The organism is Acetivibrio ethanolgignens, from assembly GCF_001461035.1.
Taxonomy (GTDB): domain Bacteria; phylum Bacillota; class Clostridia; order Lachnospirales; family Lachnospiraceae; genus Velocimicrobium; species Velocimicrobium ethanolgignens.
Window position 1 is genome coordinate 20,328 of sequence record NZ_LNAM01000002.1, and the last position, 20,883, is coordinate 41,210.

The 20,883-nt window shown below is 41.8% G+C and carries 25 protein-coding genes and 2 pseudogenes; 4 read left to right on the top strand and 23 right to left on the bottom strand.

Annotated features, from left to right (window positions below; all coding sequences use genetic code 11):
- Positions 1-15: 15 nt before the first annotated feature.
- The 22 genes and pseudogenes from ASU35_RS00850 to ASU35_RS00960 all read right to left on the bottom strand — a co-directional run.
- Positions 16-3,426, bottom strand: coding sequence for a DEAD/DEAH box helicase (locus ASU35_RS00850; protein WP_058351240.1), 3,411 nt, complete (start codon positions 3,424-3,426; stop codon positions 16-18).
- Complete coding sequence (locus tag ASU35_RS00855; protein WP_058351241.1) at positions 3,423-5,387, bottom strand: DEAD/DEAH box helicase; 1,965 nt, start codon at positions 5,385-5,387, stop codon at positions 3,423-3,425. Before ASU35_RS00855 ends, ASU35_RS00850 begins: the two co-directional genes overlap by 4 nt.
- A gap of 33 nt (positions 5,388-5,420) precedes the next feature.
- Positions 5,421-5,642 carry a helix-turn-helix domain-containing protein gene (locus ASU35_RS00860; RefSeq protein WP_058351242.1) on the bottom strand — a complete coding sequence of 74 codons (222 nt, stop codon included), beginning with the start codon at positions 5,640-5,642 and terminating at the stop codon, positions 5,421-5,423.
- A 279-nt stretch (positions 5,643-5,921) separates the two neighbouring features.
- The gene (locus ASU35_RS00865; RefSeq protein WP_147525321.1) at positions 5,922-6,341 is read right to left on the bottom strand and encodes a hypothetical protein; all 420 of its coding nucleotides are present in this window, start codon (positions 6,339-6,341) and stop codon (positions 5,922-5,924) included.
- Positions 6,265-6,735 carry a hypothetical protein gene (locus ASU35_RS00870; RefSeq protein ID WP_242861170.1) on the bottom strand — a complete coding sequence of 157 codons (471 nt, stop codon included), beginning with the start codon at positions 6,733-6,735 and terminating at the stop codon, positions 6,265-6,267. The genes ASU35_RS00865 and ASU35_RS00870 overlap by 77 nt, the downstream gene beginning before the upstream one ends.
- A gap of 31 nt (positions 6,736-6,766) precedes the next feature.
- Positions 6,767-7,015: a hypothetical protein gene (locus ASU35_RS00875; protein WP_058351244.1), complete on the bottom strand. Its 249-nt coding sequence runs from the start codon at positions 7,013-7,015 to the stop codon at positions 6,767-6,769.
- A 171-nt stretch (positions 7,016-7,186) separates the two neighbouring features.
- Entirely contained in the window at positions 7,187-7,528 is a 342-nt protein-coding gene (locus ASU35_RS00880) for a hypothetical protein (protein ID WP_058351245.1), read from the bottom strand.
- A gap of 196 nt (positions 7,529-7,724) precedes the next feature.
- The gene (locus ASU35_RS00885) at positions 7,725-8,723 is read right to left on the bottom strand and encodes a helix-turn-helix transcriptional regulator (protein WP_058351246.1); all 999 of its coding nucleotides are present in this window, start codon (positions 8,721-8,723) and stop codon (positions 7,725-7,727) included.
- A gap of 351 nt (positions 8,724-9,074) precedes the next feature.
- Positions 9,075-10,499, bottom strand: coding sequence for a relaxase/mobilization nuclease domain-containing protein (locus tag ASU35_RS00895; protein ID WP_058351248.1), 1,425 nt, complete (start codon positions 10,497-10,499; stop codon positions 9,075-9,077).
- 13 nt (positions 10,500-10,512) lie between these two features.
- A complete protein-coding gene (locus tag ASU35_RS00900) occupies positions 10,513-10,845 on the bottom strand; it encodes a plasmid mobilization protein (protein ID WP_058351249.1) in 333 nt (110 codons plus the stop codon).
- Positions 10,839-11,207, bottom strand: a complete 369-nt coding sequence (locus ASU35_RS00905; RefSeq protein ID WP_058351250.1) for a DUF4316 domain-containing protein — start codon at positions 11,205-11,207, stop codon at positions 10,839-10,841. Before ASU35_RS00905 ends, ASU35_RS00900 begins: the two co-directional genes overlap by 7 nt.
- Positions 11,179-11,373 (bottom strand): hypothetical protein, encoded by a 195-nt coding sequence (locus ASU35_RS00910; RefSeq protein WP_058351251.1) that lies wholly within the window; start codon positions 11,371-11,373, stop codon positions 11,179-11,181. The genes ASU35_RS00905 and ASU35_RS00910 overlap by 29 nt, the downstream gene beginning before the upstream one ends.
- Positions 11,370-11,609: a hypothetical protein gene (locus ASU35_RS00915; RefSeq protein WP_058351252.1), complete on the bottom strand. Its 240-nt coding sequence runs from the start codon at positions 11,607-11,609 to the stop codon at positions 11,370-11,372. Before ASU35_RS00915 ends, ASU35_RS00910 begins: the two co-directional genes overlap by 4 nt.
- On the bottom strand, positions 11,596-11,928 hold the full coding sequence (locus ASU35_RS00920; protein WP_058351253.1) for a DUF4315 family protein: 333 nt from the start codon (positions 11,926-11,928) through the stop codon (positions 11,596-11,598). The genes ASU35_RS00915 and ASU35_RS00920 overlap by 14 nt, the downstream gene beginning before the upstream one ends.
- Positions 11,929-11,945: 17 nt before the next feature.
- A pseudogene (locus ASU35_RS00925) lies at positions 11,946-12,566 on the bottom strand (VirB4-like conjugal transfer ATPase, CD1110 family); the annotation flags it as partial.
- Entirely contained in the window at positions 12,496-12,972 is a 477-nt protein-coding gene (locus tag ASU35_RS18300; RefSeq protein ID WP_083504074.1) for a PrgI family protein, read from the bottom strand. The pseudogene ASU35_RS00925 and the gene ASU35_RS18300, both read right to left, overlap by 71 nt.
- An 11-nt stretch (positions 12,973-12,983) precedes the next feature.
- Positions 12,984-13,850 carry a VirB6/TrbL-like conjugal transfer protein, CD1112 family gene (locus ASU35_RS00935; RefSeq protein WP_058351256.1) on the bottom strand — a complete coding sequence of 289 codons (867 nt, stop codon included), beginning with the start codon at positions 13,848-13,850 and terminating at the stop codon, positions 12,984-12,986.
- Between the two features lie 58 nt (positions 13,851-13,908).
- Positions 13,909-14,121 carry a Maff2 family mobile element protein gene (locus ASU35_RS00940; RefSeq protein WP_058351257.1) on the bottom strand — a complete coding sequence of 71 codons (213 nt, stop codon included), beginning with the start codon at positions 14,119-14,121 and terminating at the stop codon, positions 13,909-13,911.
- Between the two features lie 94 nt (positions 14,122-14,215).
- On the bottom strand, positions 14,216-14,593 hold the full coding sequence (locus tag ASU35_RS00945; RefSeq protein WP_058351258.1) for a type II toxin-antitoxin system death-on-curing family toxin: 378 nt from the start codon (positions 14,591-14,593) through the stop codon (positions 14,216-14,218).
- Positions 14,590-14,832 carry a prevent-host-death protein gene (locus ASU35_RS00950; protein WP_058351259.1) on the bottom strand — a complete coding sequence of 81 codons (243 nt, stop codon included), beginning with the start codon at positions 14,830-14,832 and terminating at the stop codon, positions 14,590-14,592. Before ASU35_RS00950 ends, ASU35_RS00945 begins: the two co-directional genes overlap by 4 nt.
- A gap of 62 nt (positions 14,833-14,894) precedes the next feature.
- Complete coding sequence (locus ASU35_RS00955; protein WP_058351260.1) at positions 14,895-15,107, bottom strand: Maff2 family mobile element protein; 213 nt, start codon at positions 15,105-15,107, stop codon at positions 14,895-14,897.
- 166 nt (positions 15,108-15,273) lie between these two features.
- Positions 15,274-15,510 (bottom strand): annotated as a pseudogene (locus ASU35_RS00960) (VirD4-like conjugal transfer protein, CD1115 family); the annotation flags it as partial.
- A 204-nt stretch (positions 15,511-15,714) separates the two neighbouring features.
- Between ASU35_RS00960 and ASU35_RS00965 the strand changes: the two are divergent.
- From ASU35_RS00965 to ASU35_RS00980, 4 genes are read left to right on the top strand one after another with little or no spacing between them, the layout of a single operon-like run.
- Positions 15,715-16,239, top strand: coding sequence for an RNA polymerase sigma factor (locus tag ASU35_RS00965; RefSeq protein WP_058351262.1), 525 nt, complete (start codon positions 15,715-15,717; stop codon positions 16,237-16,239).
- A gap of 4 nt (positions 16,240-16,243) precedes the next feature.
- Complete coding sequence (locus tag ASU35_RS00970) at positions 16,244-17,008, top strand: hypothetical protein (protein ID WP_058351263.1); 765 nt, start codon at positions 16,244-16,246, stop codon at positions 17,006-17,008.
- On the top strand, positions 16,989-17,867 hold the full coding sequence (locus ASU35_RS00975; RefSeq protein WP_058351264.1) for an ABC transporter ATP-binding protein: 879 nt from the start codon (positions 16,989-16,991) through the stop codon (positions 17,865-17,867). The genes ASU35_RS00970 and ASU35_RS00975 overlap by 20 nt, the downstream gene beginning before the upstream one ends.
- Entirely contained in the window at positions 17,864-19,087 is a 1,224-nt protein-coding gene (locus ASU35_RS00980; protein WP_058351265.1) for an ABC transporter permease, read from the top strand. Before ASU35_RS00975 ends, ASU35_RS00980 begins: the two co-directional genes overlap by 4 nt.
- 144 nt (positions 19,088-19,231) lie before the next feature.
- On the opposite strand, the gene ASU35_RS00985 is transcribed toward ASU35_RS00980, so the two are convergent.
- On the bottom strand, positions 19,232-20,875 hold the full coding sequence (locus ASU35_RS00985; RefSeq protein WP_058351266.1) for a recombinase family protein: 1,644 nt from the start codon (positions 20,873-20,875) through the stop codon (positions 19,232-19,234).
- Between the last annotated feature and the right edge of the window lie 8 nt (positions 20,876-20,883).

Consider the following 20,883-nt stretch of genomic DNA (forward strand, 5'->3'; position numbering starts at 1 on the left):
AAAAGTTTTCCTCTCTTAATCGATTCGTATAGTAACCTGTTCCTCGGTATCTCTCAGGCTTCGCATAGGTTTCTTGTTTCCGCGCGAGTATCTGGAAATACCATCAGATAAAAATTCATTCGGCCCCGGTGTATATGTCTTTAATCCATTACAAATCCTTAGAACTTCATCTATTATTGCTTCACGATATGCATCGGACATCTTCTCCCCATCATTGCATCCGTATGCTCCAATAAGTATCTGCGCAACTTCCTTTGGATCTATGTCCTCATTTTCAAACGCTTTCTTCCATGTGCTCGCAGAATAAACATTCTCTATATTCAATGCCGGCGCATAGTACTGATATAACGTAGCCACCAACAAGCCTGGCAATGTACAGTAGACTGCATTCTTGGCCCAGCGGTTGATCGGCACCGGTTCTACCAGATCATCTTTGTTCTGATGGAAGATAACAAAGTTCTTCAAATACGATCTGTCTCTTACTCGCGTCAATCGAATCAGGTCCATTACGATACCAGTGTACCTACGACCTGTTCTTGAATATGCCTGAATGTACTCCGCATTGTTATTTGGAATACCAAAGAAATACATAACGTTAAATGAATCTTCATCCACGCCGTGAGAAATTGTACTTGTTGCAAGCAATAAGTTTTTGCTTTCCAGATTCTTACGATTCTCTTGGATCTCAAAGAGCGTCTTTCTTACACTCTGGAAATCCGTATCGCTCGTCATGGATTCCGGATAGTACTTTGGAATGCCTTTATCCTCTAAATAGTTGTTAGCCTGGTTCTGGAATGCGTTGTAAAGATTATTTACATCATTCTTGACCTTGTTATATACAAGCTCTATCCAGTAGTCATAGAGTTTCTCTTTAAGTTCCTCTACAGTTCCCTGATATCCATATTCATTCTTAAGAAGATCATGGTAATCTTCAGCATGTGTCATCATGTCATATACAATCACTCTCATGGCAAGAACCGACTGCCATACGCTATCCGTAATTGATCTTCCATACGGCACATAGCCAAGAATAATACGAGTAATATCATTCTCATCCGTCTTGGAATAGAAGTTCCGATTGTTCTGCATCAACGGGTATTCGCAAGGAAATCTTCTGCCGTTCATATGATACAGATTATTAAGATGCTCCTCATACATGGAAATCGTTGCAGTCGCACCTACATATCTAATCTTTTTACGTTGAGGTTCCGGAACTAATTTTTCAGCATAATACTTCAGGAACGATTCATAATGAGAGTCAAATGTTCCCAGGCTTTCCTTGACCAAATGAAGCTCATCCTGAATAAACAGTGTCGGAATCGGATCCTTGAGTAGCTTGACCGTCTCAAGTGGGTTCTTACATCCTGCTTTGGCACATAAGCATTTCGAACCACTGGTAAATCCATGTATCTTACATCTGTTCTTTACCTGACCAAAGAGCATCTTAAACTCATCGGTAGTTCCTACCATAGCCATCTTATCGATCGTACTTACAATTACAGACGGCAAGTATCTATAGATTTCACTATCGACAATGTACAGCGGAAGCGCGTGAATCTCGCAGTCAGGATTATCACAAACATGCTCTAATCTCCATCCCTCCTGATTGAATTTCACGTTAATCATCTTCTTACCACATACAGGACAGGTATCAATAAAACGATAGTATTCATTTAATGTTTCTTGATCACTTTCAAGTATCAGCTGCTTACTTGCATTCTGATTTCCTCGATTACTCAACTGTTCATACGGATCAATTCTGTTCGGCGTATTAGCCTGCCCCACAAAGAAGCCTAAAAAAAACGCATTTGTATCCCGAAGTTGTGCCTCCTGTTTTCTTACGATATTAGCTTTCATGACAACAGTAAGAACACGTTCCAACTGCTGAACGGCAAGTAACCTAAGTGGATACTTCAGAATTGCGGTTACGCCTTCATCCTTCCCTCGAACTCGATCAAAGAACATCGAGAAAACAGTTATTCCAAGGAATGCTTCTGTCTTACCACCACCGGTAGGGAAGTAAAGCAAATTCGCTATATCGTTATCTGCTTTCTTTAACGCAGGATCTGGATCATCCTTGTATTCGCCTCGGATTACTTCGCAGATCATAGACACAATAAACACAATCTGGAACAGTCTCCATCCCTCAATAGGATGCGTATTGGAATCCAGCTTTGTTTGGAACGTTTTGTTCATAAGAACAAAAGCACGTTTCACCCAATCCGTGTATTCAATCTGTTGAATGCCATCTTCAAATCGAGCTATCTCTGTTTCATAATCAGATAATGCATCGCGATAGTTTTCTCTAGCTACATCGGATAAACCTTCGGCATTGTTAAACTCCTCATGACAGTTCTGATAATCCTTCTTTAATTCCGACAGAATGAATTTCAGATTTTTTACCGGATCTTCAATTAGAACATTGAACTTGGTATACGCACTATACTTATCAATGGTGATGGTACGCATCTGGTAGTATCTCGGAATATTTACAGTTCTAAGTGCGTTCTTGTCCACATCAAACTCAACAGAGGCATTTTCTGCTACCGCGTAAACTGGGTCTTTTTTCTTAAATCCGGTCTTGAAATACCTCATCGGTATTTCCTTGAACTTGATGCCTTCATCAGCAACAACTGTCATTCCGGCATCATAAATCTTCGGAAGATATCCGAGATTCTGTCTATCCGGCTTTGCAGTCTTATTAACCATCTGGAATGTGAAATAATAGTCTCCGTCTTCCTCGGAAATGATCTGATAGATATCAACGCTCCAATGAGCATTGACTCTATCCGGTTTGGCAACACACTTTAGTTCAAATCGATCCTTGTCGATCAAATCACTAAAGAATAAGTCCGCATCAGGAACGATTCGTATCTCGTCCACAATCTGATCCGCAATAAGGTTTAATTGATCATTGATTACTGATTCCAGATGTGTTTTTCCGCAAGTAATATCCGCAAGAGAAACCTCTATTCCATCTTTAAGGACTTCTTCAATGGCAACCTTCTTATACACCTGTGGAAGCTGATAATGGGCGTCTGGATACTTTTCCTTTAGTTCTTCAATAGATTCATAAATACAATGATCTCTTTCTGATTGAATACGAATAATATAATCTTTGACCTCTTCATACGTAGGCAGCACGGTATAGAAAAGTAATCCTCGGGGAATGATACGTAAGCTTCCCGCGGAATTCTTGTCTATATGAAACGACAGACTGATGGACGGGATGCTTTCAAATTGTTTAGAAAGCTCTTCCCTATAACCGCCTTCAAAAGTTTCTTCATTTCGATCCTCCGCCATGGTACCCGCCATGACAACCTTCTCAGGATCTTCTCCAACAATCCTTTCCGGAAAATCTCTTCCCGAAACACGATCTATGTACTTGTCTGTAAGAAACTTTGCCACTACATTGTAATCGTTCATTTCTTTTCCCCGTTTCTGATAATGTCGTCTATTACCGTACCTGTTTCTGCATCACTCAACACATATAAAACTTCTCTTGCTCTCGAACACGCTGTGTACAGCTTTCTCATCTGAACCTGAGCGGCCTCTTTTGCGTCATCCTCAAGATCCTTAATAGATTCCCACTTGCTCAATCTGTGTCGATGACCACTTTCGTCGAATACATAGGTGTACGGATATAACCCTGTTAAAACTACCGCTCTAAAATCCAGCCCCAATGACGAATCAATTGATGAGACAACAACGCCGTTTGAGTTACTATATGTAGCACGCTGCCCATCATCCGTAGTCGAAATAAACGAGTACGGAATGCTATTATCTTCAAACGCTTTTCGTATCCAATATTGGATATGATAGTTAAGCGCCTTATTATCTTTCACCGGATACAGAACCGCTATTTCAGAGTAACCGATGTGATACTTCTCAACGATTTCCTTTATAGCGTTTACTGTCTCCGTTTGAATATTGACTCTGCTTATACCTGTTTTGACTTTGAGAGCAACGTTCTCACTCACACCTTTTTCAAAGAGGTCATATTCAAACTCATCTATATTGATCATCTTAAATCTGCTCAAAAAGCCATTCATGTAGACCAGCATACGATTTAAGAATCCACTTATCTCAGGACTATTTCTGTAATTCTTTTCGATGTATTTTACGCGTCCTGTAAAATCCAATCTACCGTCATTTATCTTTTTCCACGGTGCATCACCTCTTCGGCTTTGATTTCTAACCGTTTGATTTAGATCTCCAGCCATCAAGAATAATGCATCATCCGTTTTTTCGAGAAGCAAGTAACAGAGTTCCAAGTACAAAGGTGTAAAGATCTGCACCTCATCTATAAAGATTGCCTTGAATCGGATTTTAATCTGATTGCTTTTTACCAGTTCAATGCATTCCTGAATCTGTTCATCGGTTGCAAAGCCTTCTATTGTTTTTCCCAAGCATTCCTTAAAAAGCTTGGCCACAAGTTTATGCAAAGTCAGAATATATAACTTTCTATGTTTATCACTGTTAAGGCCCGCACAGTTTTTTTTAAACCGATACGAATCAGCCAGGTTATTGTTATAGCAAGTCAGCAGTATGTTCTTATCCTTGTACATACTGGCATACTTAAATGCCTTCGAGAGCAGCAAGACACTTTTACCGGCGCCTGCATTGGCAAGCATCACTCTGTGACCTCGGCCCATATCATTTATCTGGGCCACCTGATAATCATCCAAGTAAAATGTCCTATATTCTACTTCATTACCGTTTATCTCTTCACTCTCAGCTGGAAGCTCATCGGATGTTTCCACGACTTCAACTTCATCTTTTTCTTTGAGCACCACCGTGTACTCCGGTGCTAATCTTTCAAAAATCGCCAAGCACTCTTCATCAGATAACCTGGCAAAGTTGGAGTCATACGGCATTCGTATATCATCAAACATCCTAAGATCCTTTAAGAATTTAGGACGATTCTTTGCAGTTGTCGGAATAAAAAACCTAACCGCGGAATATGGTGCAAATGACAGCAACGTGTCAGCATCGCATGAAGCAACTGGTATTTCTACATCTGGGAAGATAAAAATATGTTTATATGGGAACTTTAAAATCTTTTTATCCCCACTTCTCGCAATCAAGAGTCTGGAATTCAAAAGTCTCTCATATATAGCAGGTTCAATCACTTTTTCCATTGCAAGGTATCCTGCCACAGAAGCCGGATCCAAGTTGCCCTGGACAATTGAAAAAGTAATCAATCCTTCGTTCGGGCTTATATACATTCCCATGTGTACTTTGTCTGTAGCGAATCCTACCGGGTCGATTCCAATCGCAAAGCATCCTTCTTTTAAATTTCGTATTGCATTGCGAAGCAAGAATCTTTCCGCAGCATTGATGTGCTCTTTTTTCTCAAATTCGCGTGGCCAAATCTTGACTGGCATCGTGTGTCACCTCATCCCAATAGTTTGCTATACCTACTGATCCTTTTCTCCATCCTCAGGAATCATTTCCATAATATCCCCGACATCGCATTGCAAATGAGCGCAAATCCTTTTAGGCACATCCATTGAGACATCTTCATTTCTGCCTAGCTTAGCTAGTGTATTCGGACTCATCTCGATAGCTTCCAGTAAGTCCATCTTCTTCATGCCTTTGTCTATCAACAATTTCCACAGCTTGTTATAACTTACTCTCATTCTCTATTTTCCTTATGTGCAAATCGCATAAACTGGCCATTTGACCATACAATAGTACAGGGTAAATTATAACATAACAGCCTTCAGTTCTCAATAATATAGTTATAGAAATCTATAATTGTCTGAAATCTCTTTTCTGAGAACCTCCAATATTGAAAGGTACTCCTTATCAAAAACACATTAAAACATGCCTAACATGCAACTTTATATGCACCTGCTTTTGACCCACAAGAAACAAACACGACAGGAAGGCAGGAAAATCAAATCCCCTGCCCCTCATCAAAATTCATCATAATCATCCGGATCAACCCCTGCATCTTCCAGAGCTTCTCGTCGTTCATCCTCATCCATATCAGCTAACTCTTCTATATCAATTCCAGCCATTTCAAGTTCATCTATCAACTCGTCATCCTCTTCTAAATCATCACTTCCGGTATAGAAAGCATCATCTCCCGTCAAAGCAATCGCTTCCTGTCGACTACCTGCCATCATCTGCAATCCTACATATGTTTCAAATCCATCTGTTTTTCCATCTCCATTAAAATCAAATAAAGGTCTATCAAAGAATCCCATAATATCCGCCTCCGTTTCTTTTTCCTTTTTGCTTGATATATAAACCCATTTACCAATCCTCATCTTCCATGGCGTCATCCACACCGGAAGCATAATCATCATCGCTCCAGTAGCGATCCCAGTCATAATCATCATCCTCATAAATCGCATTGTAGCCATCATCATAAGAATCCATAGAACTCTGATTCTTCTTTGAAGAACTACTGCCGGATGAATAAGTTTTCTTGCTGTTTGAAGTCGTGCTACTGCTCTTTTCGCCGGAAGAAGTATTGCTACTCTTAGTGGTTGAGGAACTACCGGAGCTTTTAGAGCTTCCGCTATACGAGGTGCTGCTCTTATACCTGTAAGTGCTGTTATCATGTAAGTAGCAGTAACTGCATCCATCCTTAGCATCATTATCACACCCGCTCTTAATACATTTCGGTGTACCCAGATCTATCATCCAACCAATAAAAAGTAAAATTCCAAGTGTGCACAGAATTGCCATTCCTGTACTCATTCCATTTGCATTGCTATTCATAATCGTTTCCTCCTTCGATACCATCTTGTCCTTATTTACATATGATAAGCCAGAATATCATTCCGATTAACAAGATTGCTCCTAGTAGCTCATTGATACCATAACCAATAATGAGAGCAATGATATAGAAGAGCCAGACCTTTCCGCCTGAACCACTTGAACCGCCTCTTGAACCGGAGTAATAACCTCTTGGTCCATCAGTTCCATCGTAAATACAATCGCTATAATGAAACCCATCACTTCCGCCACAATCCGGACAATGTCCTCTGTCTTCGCTCATATTTTTTCCCTCCCTTAATGGTTATTCCTTTATTAGTGATGCCTATAATTCTCCATCTTCCCGGCACTCCCGATAGAACGGGCACATCAGGCAACACCTGCCACATTTTCTCATTTTCATTCTTTTCTTTAGCCAGAAAATGATTCGTTCCATTGTATTCTCCCTTGTTCTTTATTTCCCCTTTATTGCACTTACCACGCCGCCAATGACCGAGGTAATGACAATGATTAGAATCACCAATACAAACGCCGGGACATCATCAACCTCAATATTCAGAATCATAAGAAGAAAGGCAACTCCGACAAAGCCTCCAATGACACATAGGATTGCTCCGAATGTTGACATTCCATTCCCTGAACCCGATGAATATCTATAATTTCCTTCCGTTCCCTCATACGTACATCCCGGATAGTGGTGACCTCCTGTTGCATCACATTCATGGCATCGATTTTCATGATTATATTCACTCATACGAACTCCTTCCTGCTCAAACAGAGCTCCTGCAAAAATCATTTCCTCTTTGATAATGTTTTGCTTTGGTTTGTTGTTGACTTTATCTTATTCCAAGAGCTGTCCGTTACAAAGGCCAGCTTACTTTCGCTACAAAGCTATTTTTCTTTAAAGATCTTTAAAGATATGAAAAATAGAATGAAAAATAGAAAAAGGACAACCGCCACAGCATAACACCGAAGCAATTGCCCGTTTTCCTTTATTCATGATTCAGATTTTCTAAAAACTCTTCCGTCTTTGCGCGCAGCTCCTCCACAACTTCCTCCGGTCCTACTACCTTCACATCCTTGCCAAGACTGAATATCCAGCCAAAGAACTGTGGTCTGACATTCACATCCACATGCAGTTCGCTGTGTTCGTCATCAATTGGTCGAAAGGAAATGTCCTTGCCGAATCTGTCAATGAAGACGCCGCACATATAATTGGCAAATTGTATTTTAACCCTTGCTTTCTGTCCCTGATACATTCCGAAGGTTGCTTTGGAATATTCGGCCATATCAAAATTTTGGAACACTTCCTTACCGGCACGTTTATCTTCTTCGATGGAGATATGCATCATCTTATCTACACGATAGTGCTTAATCTTATGATCCAAATTGTCGAATGCCACCATGTAATAGTTCTCGTCATCCCAGGTAAGAGCCCAGGGGCTGACAACGAACCAGTCTCCGTTATGTCTTGGAACAAGTTTTTTATTAATGTCCCATTTATAATATTTGAACCGGATTTTCTTGTTCTGATTGATTGCGGTATGAATATCATCGACATTGTAATACACAGACTCATTCATTGTCTTTACCCGATCATTGATATACACCTGACGCTGCAACTGCTTCGCCTGATGCTCACTGACAAAACTCTTAATTTTTGTAATCAGCTCACGGGATTTTGTCTGCGTGATAAACTTCGACGACTGAATTGCATCGATGAGAAGTTTCACTTCTGCAAGCTCAAATTCTCTGGCTCCCACATGGTAATAGGTTTCTCTGCCAATCTGTTCCTTGATAATCTCCACGCCAAACTTATCCGTCATATCTTGAAAGTCAGCATAGATACTTTTTCTTTCTGCTGTCACATCATATTTTTCTAATTCTTTCATGATCTGCGGCATAGTAAGACTATGCTCGTCATCTGTCTTTTCCTGCATGATTTTCATGAGATATGTAAATTTGAACTTCTGATTGGTTCCTCTTGACATGGGGGCTACCTCCGAATAAACTTCATCATCTTAATTATCGTCTTCCCACGTCATTAAGTTCACCATTTTGGATTAAATTATGGAAATTTATCGGACATCATCTTTCTTCTCGTCCTTAAATAGCGGCGCATTAAGGCCGCAATCGTTGTTGCTTCGCAAGTTAGCAAGCAGTGCCTTCGTGATCACACGAATGCTGTTTGCTTGTTGGAGGCACATCCCCAATCCCCTTAGAATGACATCCCTGATGTCAAGCTGCGCCCTCACTTTGTGAGTGCTGATTGATTCCCGCAATGCCGGAATTGCAAAAAAGAGGGCAACCACCAAATCACTTTTTGATAATTGCCCCCATAGCTATCTTTGCTGCTGCCTTTTCTTTTTCAAATCTTCCTCCTGGTCCCAGGTCTTCTGAGCCGCATAGAAGGATTCCACATTTTGCTTCGCTATCTGATAATCCCGCATCTCTTTTTTTATTTTTTTGTATTCGCTGTAAGCAGCTTTTTTCTCCGAAAGCAGTCTGGCAAACTCTTCATTCAGATCCTTTACTTTCGGAATCTTGCCATCCGGCAGATTGGAAAATGCTTCCTTTGCCGCTTTGTGAAGTGTGATTTCTTCTCGATGTGCTTCAAAGAATTTTTTGCTGTATCCGGATTTGCGATATGCCACATAAGTATCCCTGGTCTTGGAATAGTTGATGATGTGCGTTTTCAAAACTTTGTTCTCTGCCATTTTGGTTTCTGCATCCTTGATGATTTTCATCAGCTCATGATATCTGGCAGCGCTTCCTTCTACCAAAGCATCCAGCGTTTCCTTATCGTGAATATCGTGCTGCTGTAAAAACAAAATGGACTCCGCAAACTGTTTCACATTATATTTCTTCGCCCATCGAATGTACCCGCCGTTCTTTCCCTGCGCCATCTTTTCCTGAATATCAACCACAAGATCAAACTTCCGTTTTTCTCTTGGAGGCTGTTTTGGTTCCCTGCTCTCCGTCTTATTCTCAGGCAGCTCCGCTTCACCAGCGATCACCTTTTTCAGATGCTCCTCAGAAAAATCCTCTCCCAAAGAGCGGAACCGGATAAACCGCTTTTGCTCTTTTCCACAGATTGCAGTGTGTTTCCCTCGCTTAATCTCATATCCTTCTGCCTGTAATAATTTGAGAAGTTCTTCAAAATCTGCGGGCTTCTGATCCAGGCATTTCAGGATATCTTCCCGGATAATATCCCTCATGCTTACTCGTTCCGGGTACTTGGTACGTCTCTGTCTCTCACTCGGTTTTGTCTTTGGAATGATGGATAAACCATGCTCCAGGCAGATAATATCGCTGAGTCTCTGCAGGGCAATTCCTGAAAACCAAAAGTCCCTGAACTTCCGGTCACAATCCAGATTGGTGGAATTGAAAATGATATGATTGTGGATATGAGCCCGGTCCACATGTGTTGCCACAATAAACGCATGCTTCCCTTTGGTGAATCTCATACCGGTTTCATATCCAACTTCATTTGCTTCCTCCGGCGTAATCTCTCCGGGCTTAAAGGACTGGCGGATCTGATAGGCAATGACATCACCCTTGGGCTGTCTCCACGTTTTTTTCAGATAATCTATTTTTGACTGTGCAAATTCCCAATCAACAAAATCCGGTTGGCACTTATAAGAAGAGATATATTTTCCGTCTTCTGTTTTCTCTCCATTCTTTGCATAATCGGTTCTGTCTTTCAGACACTGCATTACGGAACGTCCCTTGTTCTGATGCATTGCTATCAGTTTTGTCGCCGCCATTTTCTCACCTGCCTTACATAATTGCAGTCAGCTTATCAAGCATCTTTCGCATTTCCTGCAAAATCTCTTTCTGGTTGTTTTTCAGTTCCTCGATGTCTTCCCGGTAGATGCTTCTGGTTTCATTCGCTCTCTTTGCGTACTGATTCAGATTATTCCCGGATATCTGCAACAGTCTGAGAATCTCCTTCAGGTCAGAAAGATCCATCACGATCACAAAACCATTGAGTGCCATCCGTAACAGATATGCGGTCATGCTCCTGATACCGGCTTCCTCCATCCGCTCCTTAATCCGGTCAACTTCCTCCGGTGTGACACGGATATGAATGTACTTAGATCTCTCTACCATCCGGTGATCTCCCTTTCAAAGCAGCAGACCGGTACCGGCTTTCTTTCCGGAACAGGTATCAGAGGCGTTACCTGTTTGCTCTGTTCCTTCAATTTTTCCAAAACCGATTTCTTATCATCCGGGATGATTTCAAGAGTGCCGACTGCCGGCTCTGCCTTCATATTGTTGATCACGCCGTCAAGATTGTTATCATTCTGTTCCACCATATCCTCAATGCCCTTCATCGGATTTCTGCTGATGGACGGTCCTGCCCCGGCGGCTTCCTCCGGACTGCCGCCGTCCATATCCTCTGATACTTCCACCTCATACTCTCCATGGATCTCATCCCATTTCTTAATCTTTCTTGTTTTTGCTTTTTCCATTCTTGCCTTCTCCCTTCTCAAAACTTAGCTGGAACACTGCTCTTTTGTTCTCATCAACCGACATCACAACCGTGGTATCATAAGTCTTTCCTGTCTTCTGTGACTTGCATCCTTTCAGCTCCGCCTTTCCATCATGCAAAAGCTTTGATGCTGTCTGCTTTGTCATTTTCTTTCCAAGTGCTTCAAAGAAACGGTTCTGTTTCCAGAGAACAAAACTGCATGGTAATCATAGATACAGACTTCACAGTCCTCATTGATGCGATCCTCCGTACATTTTTCCTCACAGATACACTCCGCTTCTTTTCCCTGTGCAAACACAGTAAGTGGTGTAAATCCCACTAATGCGGCCATTCCAACAAGCACTCCTGATACGAATTTCTTCATCATCTTAGTTATCTTCATCCTGATCATCCTCCTCATTCTCATCAAACAGATTTTCCTCATCCTCCGCCGGCTTATCCCCGGCATGATTCATGGTTACAGGTTCAGGCATTTTTACCTGACCGTTTAACAATTCCTGCAATTTTCCGCTGCCTGCCAGCTGTAAAAACTGTGCCAGCTGTTCAGGAGATAAATTGTAGGATGCAACATCACTCACAATCTGCTGGTTTTCCTCTTCTTTGAGCTTCGCCTGCAGCTGCTTCACCTTTTTCTCCGCTTCATCTCTCTTTGCGATTGCCTTTTGCAGATCTTCGCGGAGCTTGTCTAATCTTGCGTACATTTCCTTTCCTCCATTCAAAAAGCGCCCCCGGAAGGAGCGCTGAAATTATTGTTACTGAATCCTGCCATAGCAGTACGCGTGTGCCCTCCAGTATGCCGTGTCATAGGATGCATACTGAATAGGGTTTCCACAATATCCGTCTCAATATGAATGAGCCTCGGCTTTGCAGTTTTCATGGATTCAGCATGAATTCCGAAGGTTAAGTATTTTGTCTTGGTAAGACCGTTATTTCCTGCCTCCATCTGATGCAGGAGCACTTCTGAATACTCATCCCGGACATCATCAAATCCATCTTTCTTATGTGCAATGGCAATGCTCTTCTCAAAATCAGAAACATCCGTTGCCATGTTATTGAAGGATAACTGAAAGTTGATGGAACTGTCGAAAAAGTTTAAGAAAGAACACCATTCCTCAAAGATCTCCGTCTTGTCCTCCTGCTGTGCCAGCTGATAGTTGATATCCTGGAACTGTATTGTCTTTGTATAATAATCAAGCCCTTCTCTGCAAATGCCATCTGGAAACATCCGGTCAAAAGGGATACTCTGTTGGGCAGTTCTTGGAATACCATCATTTTTCTGGGCATTTCTTACGATTTCCTTTACAGCTCTCTGCTCGTCCCTTGTTAATCCCTCCGGCATGGTGAACTTTCTTTTTTCCTGATTCTTCTTTTTGCGAATGTCGAACAATGTTTTCTACCTCCTTCTCTGCTTTTGCCTGCCTCATTAGTGCGGCATAATAGTTGTCCGTCATATATGGACGTATCTTCGGCCTCTTGAAGATTGCCTGTATCATGTGACTCAATATGACCTCTAAGTGCTGACCATTTTTCTCATACATAGCCAGAAAGAAGAATGGCATCATGATTGCCATCATCCCCATGACCGCTGTATTGACTTTTACTACGGTTTTGAGCAAAAAGAATGATGGTACTCCTATGAGTGCCGCCATACCAAAACAGATCAGCTGTCTTTTTGTCAGATTGAACATCACCTTGCTTTTTACTTTTGTCAGGTCCCTCGGGACACTGATATAAGATGCTGCCATAATCTTCCTCCTTAATGAGCATGAAGTATGCTCTTTGCTACTGCTCCCGTCTTAAACAGGGTAAAGGCTAACAAAACGGTGAAGCCCATAACCCTCCATAGCGAGCCAATGATATCTGCGTTAAATGCTACCGACTGAATCAGAACTGCGTAGATTCCCACACATACCATGATCAGAAATCCCTGGAATCCAAGTGCAAACAGGCTTCTTACATAATTCTGTCCCATCATGCTCTGCTCCCTGTTTCCAAAGGTCGCAAACGGAATCGGTGCAAGGCTGACCATAAGATAGATCTCCACCATTCGTCCGTTGATGATGACGAAAATGATTGCTGCCAGTATATACATAAGGAACTGCACAACAAACGACTGTAAGAATATCCCAAGCAGTGGTCCCAAATCCATTGCTTCCAGTGTGGTCTGCATTGTCGCAAGGGTGCTTGCATCAATTGCCGTGCTACCCTGAATAATACCTCCGGCCCGGCTTACCACGCTCTGCGATACATCAAATACCGCCATCGTGATATCAAAGGTGTGTGTGATCAGCTCTACTGCCACAAAAGTCTTAAAGATCCACTTAAAGATAAACCATGTCTCAAAGCTTGCCAGATTGTTATAACTGATTATCAGCTGTATCAGCTCATAGCAGGCTATGAAGGTCAAAAGAATACCCGCGATCGGCATGATTACCGTTTCTGACAGGTTCCTGACCATATTGAATACCGCCGGCAGAAAACTGCTGGGAGTCTGTCCTACCTCTGTTGCAATCTGCCCCACCTGGTTATTCACAGAGGAAAATGTGTTGGTGAGATTATTCATGATACCTGATACAAGCAGTCCTTTCAGCCAGTCAGTAATCTGCTGAATTATGCTGTTCAATTATTTCCTCCTTTCCTCCGGGACAGGGTTTCTCCCTGCCCCAAAACCAGAATCTGATTTAGAACAAACCGGAAAGCAAAGGTACAAGAGTGGTACCGATAAGGGCAACACCGCCACCGGCCATAAGCTGCTTCATTCCCTGGGACTTTGCACCCGGGTTATCGTTACCGTATCCTTCCATAAGATTGATTGCACCCCAGATTCCAAGACCTGCTCCAAGTGCGATTACAAGTGTCTGCAATGTTCCTACTGCGCTCTGAAAAAATGCCATAATATAAATCCTCCATATTCTCTACAAATTTGGGCATAAGAAAAGACCGAGCACAGATTATCTTCCATGTTCGGCCTTATGCCAGTTACACTATTTAGTTTTGATGATCCAGAACCCATTGCAATAGGCCTTCATATTCTATGTTTCCCGCTGCAACATCAAGAATTGTTTCGTATAATTCTTTTTGCGTATACTTAAGTTCTATTCCGTTCAAAGCAAGAAAAACCAACATTGCATGAGTTCCAATCCTTTTATTACCATCTATCATACAATGGTTTTTAATAAGCCCATATCCTAGTCTCGCGGCTTTCGCCTGTATTGTAGGATACAATTCGTCTCCTCCAAAGGACTGAAAAGGAGTTTCTAAAGCTGAATCCAATAAATTATAATCTCTGACTCCATCGCTTCCACCAGTCTGCTGAATCAATTGAGTATGAAGCATAAGAATCTGCTCTTTGCTCAATTTTTTCATTTAGCCAGTACCTCATACGCTTCCTTATTCTGTTCCATAAGTTGCTTTGAAATACTTAACACATCTTCATCAGATGCTGTAAAATCCTTATCTGCTTTGCTAAAGTCTATAACAAGATATCTTGGTACATTATTCTTCAAAATTACTGCTGAACCGCATTCGTCTACCAGTCTTGCTACTTTAGAAAAATTCTGGTTAGCTTCTGAAATCGAAACCATTGTTTTTGTATCTATAGTCATATGAGCACCTCCGTGATCTATTTACTATAGTATACACAAATTTTAGGATAAATACAACCTAATTAGAACAAACCGGAAAGTAAAGGCACAAGAGTAGTACCGATAAGAGCCTCACCGCCGCCGGCCATGAGCTGCTTCATTCCCTGGGACTTTGCACCCGGGTTATCGTTACCGTATCCTTCCATAAGGTTGATTGCACCCCAGATTCCAAGACCTGCTCCAAGTGCGATTACGAGTGTCTGTAATGTTCCTACTGCGCTCTGAAAAAATGCCATGTTTCAATTCCTCCAAAATATTTTTTCGTGATATATTCATTCCTTTGCCCCGACCAGGGAGGCAGTTTACAGTTACGTGCCGGATCCCCTGCAGTGGCATCCGGCTATGCGCGCATAATAAAAAGCCCCTATCTTCCGGCCTTTATCGCCGGATGGTAAGAGCTGATTACTCTGTTAAGTCGATGACTTCATATTCATCATCTGCTTTCAGTTTCAGTGTGTGGCTCAAGAATTTCACCACATCAAAATAGTTTTTCTTGTCATAATCTGCCGTCAGCCGGTAATTCGGGTGCTGCGTCAGATCATACTTGTCGGACAGAAATGGTCTTATACCTCGGACCTGCACAATACATTTCGAGCCGTCCATGACCGCCAGTTCATCCATTGTCATCAAATCTTTGCCACAATGTCAAGTGATGAATTGGTGTCAAATTATCTATCTTGAAGCTATAAGGGCAATTCAATATAATAAATAGGGATAAGCAATCTATCTGGAAAAAATTTTTATAAAAAATGAAGCCACACTATCTTTTTACAGTGTTCATTCGTTATACATGGTAGAAAGAGAAATGCGCATTGACTTTCAATAACGGGAAAGGAGGATTTCGTGGATATAGATTTTTTGTTGCTACAAAGAATGAAGCGTGGAGACGAAAATGCTTTTGATGTATTTGTTCGCAAATACTATAAGGAAATATTGAACTATTGTAACTATCATTGCCCTGATACATCAACCGCAGAAGATTTAACACAGGAAACTTTTTTGCGCTTCTTCGAGAAATTGTCTGACTACCGTTATATGGGAAAAACCAAAAATTATTTGTATACGATTGCTGGAAATCTTTGCAGGGATTCCTATAAAAAAATCCGAGAAAGTTTGTTAGAGGAACAGTCTTTAGAAATTCAAGATTGTTTACATCCCCCTGAAACAGACGAGCTTCTTAACAGGCTGACGATTAAGGCAGCTCTGGATAGATTACCCGCTGAATTAAGGGAAGTTATTATCTTGTATTACTTTCAGGAACTGAAACTTACAGAAATATCCAGCACCTTACAAATAGGTTTGCCATTAGTAAAATACCGGGTAAAACAGGCAAAAACACATTTAGAAAGACTGCTAAGGGAGGAGTGATTTTGTGAATATTGAAGAACAACTCAAAAGGTATCGGGAAAATCAGAATATTATTCCTGATGAACAGCACATAAAAGAAACCGTAAGAAAATCAATAGAAAGTTATTGCTCCGTTGAGCAGGAAAAGCAACTAACGTATTGGGAATTTTTATGGACAGAGTTACATCTTATACGCAAGCGGTGGTGGCTGCTGCAAATGCTTTTGTTATGGACTGCTGCAACCCTTTTGCCAGATCTTTTAGACAATAGGTATGTGATAAGAATGTTAGGTATGATAGGGGTACTCTTTATTGTTCTGATGATACCGGAATTTTGGAAAAACAAATCTTGTGACTGTATGCAGATAGAAGCGACCTGCCTTTATTCATTGCGACAGATATATGCAGCCAGAATCTTTCTATTTGGAATTGTCGATTTATTTATGATAAGCCTGTTTTGTATCACACTTAGAGGAAGTGTCAATCTCGCGCTATCAGAAATTGTCATCCAGTTTTTGTTTCCAGCCGTGGTGACTGCTTGCATTTGCTTTGGTACGTTGTGCAGCAATAGTCGTGTAAATGAGGGAACTTCTATTATTCTCTGCCTGTTATGGAGCGGAATATGGTGGTTCATTATCAATAACGAAACCATTTACGTTCTCATTACACTTCCGGTTTGGTATGCTTTGTTTGGAACTGCTGTTGTTTTTCTGATTGGTGCAATTTATAAAACCATATTTGATTGTAATAAATTCTGGGAGGTGGATTTAAGTGGAACTACAATTAGTTAATCTGACAAAAGAGTTTGGAAATTTTCGAGCAGTAAACAACCTGAATCTTACGATTTCAAATGGTGTGTATGGTCTTTTAGGTGTCAATGGTGCTGGAAAAACCACTTTAATGAAAATGATATGCTCACTGCTGACCCCTACAAGTGGAAAGATATTATGTGACGGGCAGGATATTGGGGGAATGGGCGGCGAGTACCGGAATCTTTTAGGATATTTGCCGCAGGAATTTGGATTTTATCCGGAATTTACGGTAAAGGATTATCTTTTATACATTGCAGCCTTAAAAGGGATTCGCCCGATTGTGGCAAAGAAAAAAGTAAACAAACTACTTGCACAGGTAGGACTTTCCAAAGCTGCTAATAAAAAAATGCGGAAATTATCCGGAGGCATGAAACGTCGGGCTGGCATTGCACAAGCGATACTGAATGACCCTAAAATTTTGATTTTGGATGAACCAACTGCCGGACTTGACCCCGCAGAAAGAATACGTTTTCGCAATCTAATCAGTGAACTGTCAGAAAACCGTATTGTTATATTATCTACTCACATTGTTTCGGATGTGGAGTATATTGCAAAGGATATTTGGCTTATGAAAGACGGTAAGATTTTGCAGCAAGGGAATTTAGATGAAATCGTATCTTCCATGCCGCAAAAAGTATGGGCTTGTCAGACTTCCCATGAAAAAGCAGCAAAGTTGATGAAACAATATAAAGTATCTAATATGAAATCAGAAAATGGTACTGTTGAATTACGAATTATTTCTGCCAGGCAGCCGCTTGAACATGCAAGACTTGTGCGCCCTAATTTAGAAGACGTCTTTTTGTATTATTTTGGAGAAAAGGGTGGTGACATGGAATGATTCGATTTGAAATAAAAAAGATATTTTCAAAAACTGCAAATAAAATCGGTCTGATCGTATTGCTGGCAGCCATCGCTGTTACTTGCTATTTTGCAATATCTTCCATGGACTATGTGGATGAGGAGGGGGATACACACACAGGAATTGCGGCAGCAAGGTACTTGCGTGATACAAAAGCGGAATGGGAAGGCCTGATCACAGAAGATGTGCTTCGAGAGGTCATTCGGCAAAATCGGCTAATCAACGAAACCTATCCTGACAGCCCGACAGATATTAAAACCAGCAACATTGGCTATTCCAAAAAACAGGGATTTTCTGATATTAGGGATTTAATTAACTCTGGATTTTCCGAGTTCCGAGAACATAATTACTATCGGGCAGACAGCTTATCAGAGGATGAGGTTGGAAAGCTTTATGATAACCGCATCTTAAATCTGGAGAAATGGCTTAATTCTGATGAAGCAAAAGACCAATTCAGTGAAAAGGAAAAAGCATTTCTGGTTAGTCAATATCAAAAACTGGAGACTCCTTTTTATTATGAATATGCAGGCGGTTTTACTGCTGCTTTGGGCTATGCACCCACAATCATTATGCTGACCGTTTTGATTATGAGTTTCTTTGTAGCAGGTATCTTTTCAAACGAATTTGGGTGGAAAGCGGATTCTGTTTTCTTTTCCTCAAGGTATGGCAGAAATAGGGGGACTTTTTCTAAAATAGCGGCTGGGTTGATTGTTATTACCGGAGTTTACTGGTTGGTAATTCTGATATATTCCGCAGTAGTATTTAGTGTTGCAGGTATTGGCGGTGCAAATTGTGTTATTCAGACAAGCTGGGCTTTCTGGAAAAGTTTTTACAATATTACCTATTTGCAGGCATACCTCTTAACCGTGATTGGTGGATATGTGGGAGCATTATTCATTTTAGCTGTTTCCATGCTGGTATCTGCCAAGACACATACAACTGTTTTAGCTGTTACAATTCCATTTGTACTGTTATTCATTCAATCCTTTTTGGGTGGATTTTCAGTATTATCAGATGTATTAGGACTTTTGCCGGACCAGCTCTTGCAGATAAATATGGCAATTAAAACCTTTACTCTTTATGAAATTGGTGGGAAAGTGATAGGATCAGTTCCGATTATTTTAACAATTTATTCCGTTCTATTCCTTATTATTTTACCTGTTCTGTATCAGGTATATCGAAAAACAGAAATAAAGTAAAAAGCGAGTGAAAAGCTAACTTGAAACTCTAAGCAATTTATGAGGTATTGATAAGGAAAAGAAAATCAAACAAATATAATAAGCCCGTCTGAAAGATAATCTTATACCTTTCAGACGGGCTGCTTTGTTATGGTTTTGCGGTGCTTATTCCGGTATCTCACCCACAAAGTTGTAGATGATTTTCACTTCCTGCTGTTTCTGTCCATCCACTTTCTTCATTTCGCCGACTACAATCCGGCTGATCAGACGGTGCAGCATGGCTTCGTCCAGTTCCTGAATGGCAGCATACTGGCGGATTTCATGGATAAAGGTCTGTACATCGCTTTCCTGGGATTCTGTACGGCGTATCAGCAGAGACAGGTCTTGCAGGCGTTTCCGGTTCGCTTCCTGTTCCTGCTCCATAGCGGAGGTCAGCTTCAGAAAGCGCTGTTCCGATAAAATCCCCTTTGCCTTATCGGTGTACAGATTCAAAAACAAATCGTCGATTTCCTGGTTCCGGACTTCCAGTTTTTCACATTCCCTCTGTACCTCGGAAGCGTCTGTCTGGTACTGGCGCTCCATTCGGCGGCACAACCGGCTATAAAACGCATCCGCATCCTGTAAAGCCATTGCCGCCAGCTCCTGAATGTCTTTCAATACCAGGTCATACAAATCCCTTGCCTCAATCTTGTGGCTGGTGCAGGCGTTCTTTCCCAGCCGGTTGTAGGTCTGGCAGATGTAGTATGCCTTGTCGATAGGCTCCCTCATTTTGCCGGTAAAGCGGTTTTTTCCGGTGCGTCCTACCTTTTCATACCGTACCTGCATGGACTTCCCGCAGGTAGCACAGTAGATAATGCCGTGGAAGATGTTGTAAAAGGGGCAGGCATTGCCCTCCATGATGGCAGGTCTGCCGTCAATCAGCTCCTGAACCTTGTCCCATTCCTCCGGCGTGACAATCGCTTCGTGGCAGTTTTCAATGATTTCCCAATCTTCACGGGGGATAATGTCCACCGTACCGGAGCGGATTCCTTTCTGGTGTGTCCGGCAGACCAGGTGCGCCCCTTTATAAAAGGGATTGCGTAAGATGTGGCTGATCCTGCTGGCGCTCCAGTAGTAGTAATTCACATCACATTCCGTCTGTGTTTTCACATGGGTAATGGGGGCTTTATCCTCCATCAGCCGTTTGGCAATCCGCATACAGCCCCAGCCGTCCAGCGCCATATCATAGATTTTGCGGATGACCGGCGCAGTCTCCGGGTCAATCAGTAAATGCCCCTTTTCCTCCGGGTCACGCTTCAAGCCATAGGGCGGCGTCCCTCCGCAGAACTTCCCCTGGCGGGAGCGGGTCATACGTCCAGCCAGCACCTTTTTGGAAATATCCCGGCTGTACATATCGTTCAGGATGTTCTTAAACGGCGTGATGTCCAGTTCCGGGCTGGTCAGGCTGTCTACGCCGTCTGTCACAGCGATATATCTTACATTGTGTTTTGGGAAAAAGATTTCGATATAAGTGCCTGCTTCAATGTAGTTACGTCCCAGTCTGGAGAGGTCTTTGGTAATGACGCAGCCCACTTTCCCCGCCTCAATATCAGCGATCATCCGCCGGAAAGAGGGGCGGTTGAAGTTGCGTCCTGTGTACCCATCGTCCACATAGTATTCGTACTGGAACATACCTAATTTTTCGGCATGGTCTTTGAGCAGCAGCTTCTGGTTGCTGATACTCATGCTTTCATTATCGCCGCCATCGTCGAGAGAGATTCGGCAATAGAGGGCGGTGATCTTCTGATTTGTTTGTTTTTTCCTGCTCATAGTAGTCT

Coding starts and splice junctions, on each gene's coding strand:
- ASU35_RS00850 (WP_058351240.1), bottom strand. CDS start 3,426: ATGAACGATTACAATGTAGTGGCAAAGTTTCTTACAGACAAGTACATA.
- ASU35_RS00855 (WP_058351241.1), bottom strand. CDS start 5,387: ATGCCAGTCAAGATTTGGCCACGCGAATTTGAGAAAAAAGAGCACATC.
- ASU35_RS00860 (WP_058351242.1), bottom strand. CDS start 5,642: ATGAGAGTAAGTTATAACAAGCTGTGGAAATTGTTGATAGACAAAGGC.
- ASU35_RS00865 (WP_147525321.1), bottom strand. CDS start 6,341: ATGACTGGGATCGCTACTGGAGCGATGATGATTATGCTTCCGGTGTGG.
- ASU35_RS00870 (WP_242861170.1), bottom strand. CDS start 6,735: ATGAATAGCAATGCAAATGGAATGAGTACAGGAATGGCAATTCTGTGC.
- ASU35_RS00875 (WP_058351244.1), bottom strand. CDS start 7,015: ATGAGCGAAGACAGAGGACATTGTCCGGATTGTGGCGGAAGTGATGGG.
- ASU35_RS00880 (WP_058351245.1), bottom strand. CDS start 7,528: ATGATTTTTGCAGGAGCTCTGTTTGAGCAGGAAGGAGTTCGTATGAGT.
- ASU35_RS00885 (WP_058351246.1), bottom strand. CDS start 8,723: ATGTCAAGAGGAACCAATCAGAAGTTCAAATTTACATATCTCATGAAA.
- ASU35_RS00895 (WP_058351248.1), bottom strand. CDS start 10,499: ATGGCGGCGACAAAACTGATAGCAATGCATCAGAACAAGGGACGTTCC.
- ASU35_RS00900 (WP_058351249.1), bottom strand. CDS start 10,845: ATGGTAGAGAGATCTAAGTACATTCATATCCGTGTCACACCGGAGGAA.
- ASU35_RS00905 (WP_058351250.1), bottom strand. CDS start 11,207: ATGGAAAAAGCAAAAACAAGAAAGATTAAGAAATGGGATGAGATCCAT.
- ASU35_RS00910 (WP_058351251.1), bottom strand. CDS start 11,373: ATGACAAAGCAGACAGCATCAAAGCTTTTGCATGATGGAAAGGCGGAG.
- ASU35_RS00915 (WP_058351252.1), bottom strand. CDS start 11,609: ATGAAGATAACTAAGATGATGAAGAAATTCGTATCAGGAGTGCTTGTT.
- ASU35_RS00920 (WP_058351253.1), bottom strand. CDS start 11,928: ATGTACGCAAGATTAGACAAGCTCCGCGAAGATCTGCAAAAGGCAATC.
- ASU35_RS18300 (WP_083504074.1), bottom strand. CDS start 12,972: ATGGCAGCATCTTATATCAGTGTCCCGAGGGACCTGACAAAAGTAAAA.
- ASU35_RS00940 (WP_058351257.1), bottom strand. CDS start 14,121: ATGGCATTTTTTCAGAGCGCAGTAGGAACATTGCAGACACTTGTAATC.
- ASU35_RS00945 (WP_058351258.1), bottom strand. CDS start 14,593: ATGAAAAAATTGAGCAAAGAGCAGATTCTTATGCTTCATACTCAATTG.
- ASU35_RS00950 (WP_058351259.1), bottom strand. CDS start 14,832: ATGACTATAGATACAAAAACAATGGTTTCGATTTCAGAAGCTAACCAG.
- ASU35_RS00955 (WP_058351260.1), bottom strand. CDS start 15,107: ATGGCATTTTTTCAGAGCGCAGTAGGAACATTACAGACACTCGTAATC.
- ASU35_RS00980 (WP_058351265.1), top strand. CDS start 17,864: ATGATTCGATTTGAAATAAAAAAGATATTTTCAAAAACTGCAAATAAA.
- ASU35_RS00985 (WP_058351266.1), bottom strand. CDS start 20,875: ATGAGCAGGAAAAAACAAACAAATCAGAAGATCACCGCCCTCTATTGC.